4 protein-coding genes are annotated in these 4,630 nt (G+C 75.7%); all 4 read left to right on the forward strand.

Going from position 1 to position 4,630, the window contains the following annotated elements:
• The first annotated feature begins 119 nt into the window (after positions 1–119).
• Entirely contained in the window at positions 120–1,223 is a 1,104-nt protein-coding gene (murG, locus tag DVA66_RS17270; protein WP_114561172.1) for an undecaprenyldiphospho-muramoylpentapeptide beta-N-acetylglucosaminyltransferase, read from the forward strand.
• Positions 1,223–2,671, forward strand: a complete 1,449-nt coding sequence (murC, locus tag DVA66_RS17275) for a UDP-N-acetylmuramate--L-alanine ligase (RefSeq protein ID WP_114561173.1) — start codon at positions 1,223–1,225, stop codon at positions 2,669–2,671. The genes murG and murC overlap by 1 nt, the downstream gene beginning before the upstream one ends.
• On the forward strand, positions 2,671–3,411 hold the full coding sequence (locus DVA66_RS17280) for a cell division protein FtsQ/DivIB (RefSeq protein WP_114561174.1): 741 nt from the start codon (positions 2,671–2,673) through the stop codon (positions 3,409–3,411). The genes murC and DVA66_RS17280 overlap by 1 nt, the downstream gene beginning before the upstream one ends.
• Before the next feature lie 167 nt (positions 3,412–3,578).
• Positions 3,579–4,630, forward strand: a 1,052-nt coding sequence (ftsZ, locus tag DVA66_RS17285) for a cell division protein FtsZ (RefSeq protein WP_114561175.1), incomplete at its 3' end; no start/stop codon positions are given.

Raw genomic sequence — 4,630 nt, forward strand, 5'->3', positions numbered from 1 at the left:
AGGCTGGGCGTCGGCCCGACCGCGGGCCGCACGTCCAGACGCCCCCGCCCGCCGTGGGCGCCGGGCGCACGAGGACGACGCAGGCCGGCCCGGTGCCGGCCGCACGAGGAGAGGAACCGATGGCCCACGTGGTACTCGCCGGCGGTGGATCGGCCGGCCACACCTCGCCGCTGATCGCGACCGCCCAGGCCCTCGTCGAGCTCGACCCGCAGGGCACCGTCAGCGCGGTCGGCACCGAGCGGGGGCTGGAGACCACCGTCGTCCCGGCCGCCGGGCTGGAGCTCGACCTGGTGCCGCCGGTGCCGCTGCCCCGCCGTCCCACCCCCGACCTGCTCAAGGTCCCACACCGCCTGGCCGGCGCCGTCGGCCGCGCCGCCACCGTGCTGCGCCAGCGACGGGCCGACGTGGTCGTCGGGTTCGGCGGCTACGTCGCCATGCCGGTCTACCTGGCGGCGCGACGGCTGCGCACCCCGATCGTCATCCACGAGCAGAACGCCGTGCCGGGGCTGGCCAACCGGGTCGCCAGCCGGTTCACCCGTGACGTCTTCACCTCCTTCCCCGACACCCCGCTGCCCGGCGCCCGCTACCTCGGGCTGCCGGTGCGCCGCCAGATCTCCCGGCTGGACCGTGCCGGCGCGCGGGCCGGCGCCCGGGCGGCCTTCGACCTGCCCGCCGACGGCCCGGTGCTGCTGGTCAGCGGCGGCTCGCAGGGGGCGCGCAGCATCAACACCGCGCTGGACGGGGCGCGGGAGCGGCTGCTGGCCGCCGGCGTCTCGGTGCTGCACGTGCTGGGCCGGGCCAACATGACCCCCGACGTCCAGCCCGCCGACCATCCCGGCGGCGCCCGCTACCGTCCGGTGGCCTACGTCGAGGCGATGGAGCAGGCCTATGCCGCCGCCGACCTGATGGTCGGCCGCTCCGGCGCCGGCACCGTCGTCGAGACCGCGATGGTCGGCCTGCCCGGGGTCTTCGTGCCGCTGCCGCACGGCAACGGCGAGCAGGAGCGCAACGCCGACCCGCTGGTGGCCGCCGGCGGTGCCGTGGTGGTGCGGGACGCCGAGCTGTCGGCCGACCGGCTCGCGGACGTGGCGACCGCGCTGCTCACCGACCCCGGACGCCTGTCGGCGATGTCGGCAGCCGGCCGCGACCTGGTGCCGGCCGACGCCGCCGAACGGCTCGCCGAGCACGTGCTGGCCGCTGCTGGTCCGGCGGGAGGCCGCTGATGGGGCTGGTCGAGCCCGTCGAGCTGGTCACGCCCGACCAGCTGGGGCCGGTGCACTTCATCGCCGTCGGCGGCTCCGGGATGAGCGGCATCGCCTCGCTGTACGCCGAGCTCGGTCTGGAGGTCAGCGGCAGCGACCGCGCCGACTCACCGGTCCTCGCCACGCTGGCCGCCCGCGGGGTGCGCACCTTCGTCGGGCACGCCGCCGAACAGCTCGGGTCGGCCCGCACGGTGGTGGTCTCCACCGCCGTCGGGACGGACAACCCCGAGCTGGTCGAGGCCCACCGCCGCGGTCTGCGGGTCTGGCACCGCAGCGCGGCGCTGGCGGCGCTGATGCTGCCGCGGCCCTCCGTGCCCGCCCCGCGCGGGGTGGCGGTGGGCGGCACCGCCGGCAAGACCACCACCTCGGCGATGGTGGCCAGCGCGCTGGTCGCCGCGGGGGCGGACCCCACCTTCGTGGTCGGCGCGCCGCTGCAGCGGTGGGGGACCAGCGCCCGGCTGGGCTCCGGGCCGGTCGTGGTGGAGGCCGACGAGAGCGACGGCTCCTTCCTGCAGTACCCGGCCGAGGTGGTGGTGGTGACCAACGTCGAGCCCGACCACCTCGACAACTGGGGCACCCCGGCCGCCTACGCCGACGGCTTCGCCCGCTTCGCCGGACGTCCTGGGGTGGGCGCCGCCGTGCTCTGCGCCGACGACCCCGGCTGCCAGGCGCTCGCCGAGCGGCTCGCCGAGCTGGGCGACGACGGCCCGGAGCAGGTGCTCTACGGCGAGTCCCCGCTGAGCGACCTGGTGCTCGAGGACATCACCGTGCACGCGACCCGCACGACGGCCCGGCTGACCTGGCGGGGAGGTGAGACGGGGCTCCTCCGGGTCCCCGGCCCGGGCCACCACCTGGCCCTCGACGCAGCCGCCGCCTACGCCGTGTGCCGGCTGCTCGGGGTCGACCACGAGACCGCGCTGGCCGGGCTGGCCGACTTCGGCGGGACGGCGCGCCGCTTCCAGCTGGTCGCCGACGTCGGCGGTGTCCGGGTGGTCGACGACTACGCCCACCACCCCGCCAAGGTCCGGGCCGCGCTCACCTCCGGCCGGGCCGCCGCCGGAGGACGGCTGGTGGTCTGCTTCCAGCCGCACCTGTTCAGCCGCACCCGCGACTTCGCCGACGACTTCGGCGCCGCCCTGGCGCTGGCCGACGAGGTCGTGCTGATGGACGTCTACCCGGCGCGGGAGGAGCCGCTGCCCGGGGTGGACTCCGGGCTGGTGGCCGACGCCTGCGCCGCCCGGCTGGGGGCCGAGCACGTGCACTGGGTGCGCCGCCGCGAGGAGGTGGTGCCCCGGCTGCGGGAGCTGGTGCACCCGGGCGACCTGGTGATGACCGTGGGCGCCGGCGACGTGACCACGGTAGGCCCCGAGCTGGTCCGCGCCCTGGCCGGGCCGGGCGGCGTCCGCTGATGGCACGCCGCCCTCCGGTCTCCGACGCCCGACCTGCCCTGCGGGCCCGCCGCCGGCAGGGACGTCGGCGCCGCCTGAAGACGGTCCTCGTGCTCGTGCTGGTGCTGGCCGTGCTGGGTGGGCTCGGCTACCTCGTCGGCTGGTCCTCGGTGCTGGCGGTGCGCTCGGTGCGGGTGGAGGGGACCGCCGTGCTCACACCCGAGAGGGTCCGGGAGGCGGCCGCGGTGCCGTCGGGACGTCCGCTGGTGCGGCTGGACACCGACGCGATCGCTGCCCGGGTGGCTGCGCTGGCCCCGGTGGAGTCGGTCGAGGTGCACCGCCGGGTGCCCGACACCGTCGTGCTCGCGGTGACCGAGCGCACCCCGGTGCTGGCCACCGCGCGGGACGGCCGCTGGGCGCTGGTCGACCGAGCCGGCGTCGCCTTCACCACGGTGGCGGAGGTCCCCGACGGGGTGGTGCCCGCTGTGCTGGGGGAGGAGGTCGCACCCGAGCAGCGGGAGCGGCTGCTGGTCGACCTGGCCACCGTCGTCCGCGCCTGCCCGCCGGAGCTGCTCGAGCAGGTGCGGTCGGTCAGCGCCAGCTCCGCCGACACCCTCACCCTGCGGCTCACCGACGACCGCCGGCTGGACTGGGGCAGCGCGGAGGACTCCCCGCTCAAGGCCGAGGTCGCCACCGTGCTGCTGCGCCAGGAGGGGGAGGTCTACAACGTCGCCGTGCCCTCCCACCCGACCGTCCGCTGACGCCCCGAGCGCTTCACCCTGAACCTCACCTTGAGACTGTCGGCGCGTCGTGCGGCATTGTTGGACGCGGCTCGGAGGGCTCTCATAGCCTGACCAGACGCCGCACCCGGCCCGCGCCCGGTCGGACCCCTCCCGGGACAGACACTGCAGAAAGAGGCGGACGCCTGATGACGAACCCATCGCAGAACTACCTCGCGATCATCAAGGTCGTGGGTGTCGGCGGCGGCGGAGTGAACGCCGTCAACCGGATGATCGAGGCCGGGTTGCGGGGCGTGGAGTTCATCGCGGTCAACACCGACGCGCAGGCGATGCTGATGAGCGACGCCGACGTGAAGGTGGACATCGGGCGCGACCTCACCCGGGGTCTGGGCGCCGGCGCCGACCCCGACAAGGGACGTCAGGCGGCCGAGGACAACGCCGAGGAGCTGGAGAACACCCTCAAGGGCGCCGACATGGTCTTCGTCACCGCCGGCGAGGGCGGTGGCACCGGCACCGGCGCCGCCCCGGTGGTGGCCCGGATCTCCCGCGCGCTGGGCGCGCTGACCATCGGCGTGGTGACCCGCCCGTTCGGCTTCGAGGGCCGCAAGCGCTCCAAGCAGGCCGAGGAGGGGATCGCCCGGCTGCGCGAGGAGGTCGACACCCTCATCGTCATCCCCAACGACAAGCTGCTGCAGATGACCGACCACCAGGTCGCCATCCTCGACGCGTTCAAGCAGGCCGACCAGGTGCTGATGCAGGGTGTGTCGGGTATCACCGACCTCATCACCACCCCCGGCCTGATCAACCTCGACTTCGCCGACGTCAAGTCGGTGATGTCGAACGCCGGCTCGGCGCTGATGGGCATCGGCCAGGCCCGCGGTGAGGACCGGGCCCGGGTGGCGGCCGAGGCGGCCGTCTCCTCCCCGCTGCTGGAGGCCAGCATCGACGGGGCGCACGGGGTGCTGCTCTCCATCGCCGGCGGCTCCGACCTCGGCCTGTTCGAGGTCTCCGCGGCGGCCAACCTCATCGAGGCCGCGGCGCACGAGGAGGCCAACATCATCTTCGGCACCGTGATCGACGACGCCCTGGGCGACGAGGTCAAGGTGACCGTGATCGCCGCCGGCTTCGAGAACGGCGGCCCGCCGCGCCGGCAGCCCGGGGTGAGCCGCGGCGCCGACGTCCGGCCGACCACGCAGCCGCCGGCGAGCCGTCCCGGCACCCCCACCCCGGCCGGCCAGCC

Source organism: Desertihabitans aurantiacus (genome assembly GCF_003344635.1).
Taxonomy (GTDB): domain Bacteria; phylum Actinomycetota; class Actinomycetes; order Propionibacteriales; family Propionibacteriaceae; genus Desertihabitans; species Desertihabitans aurantiacus.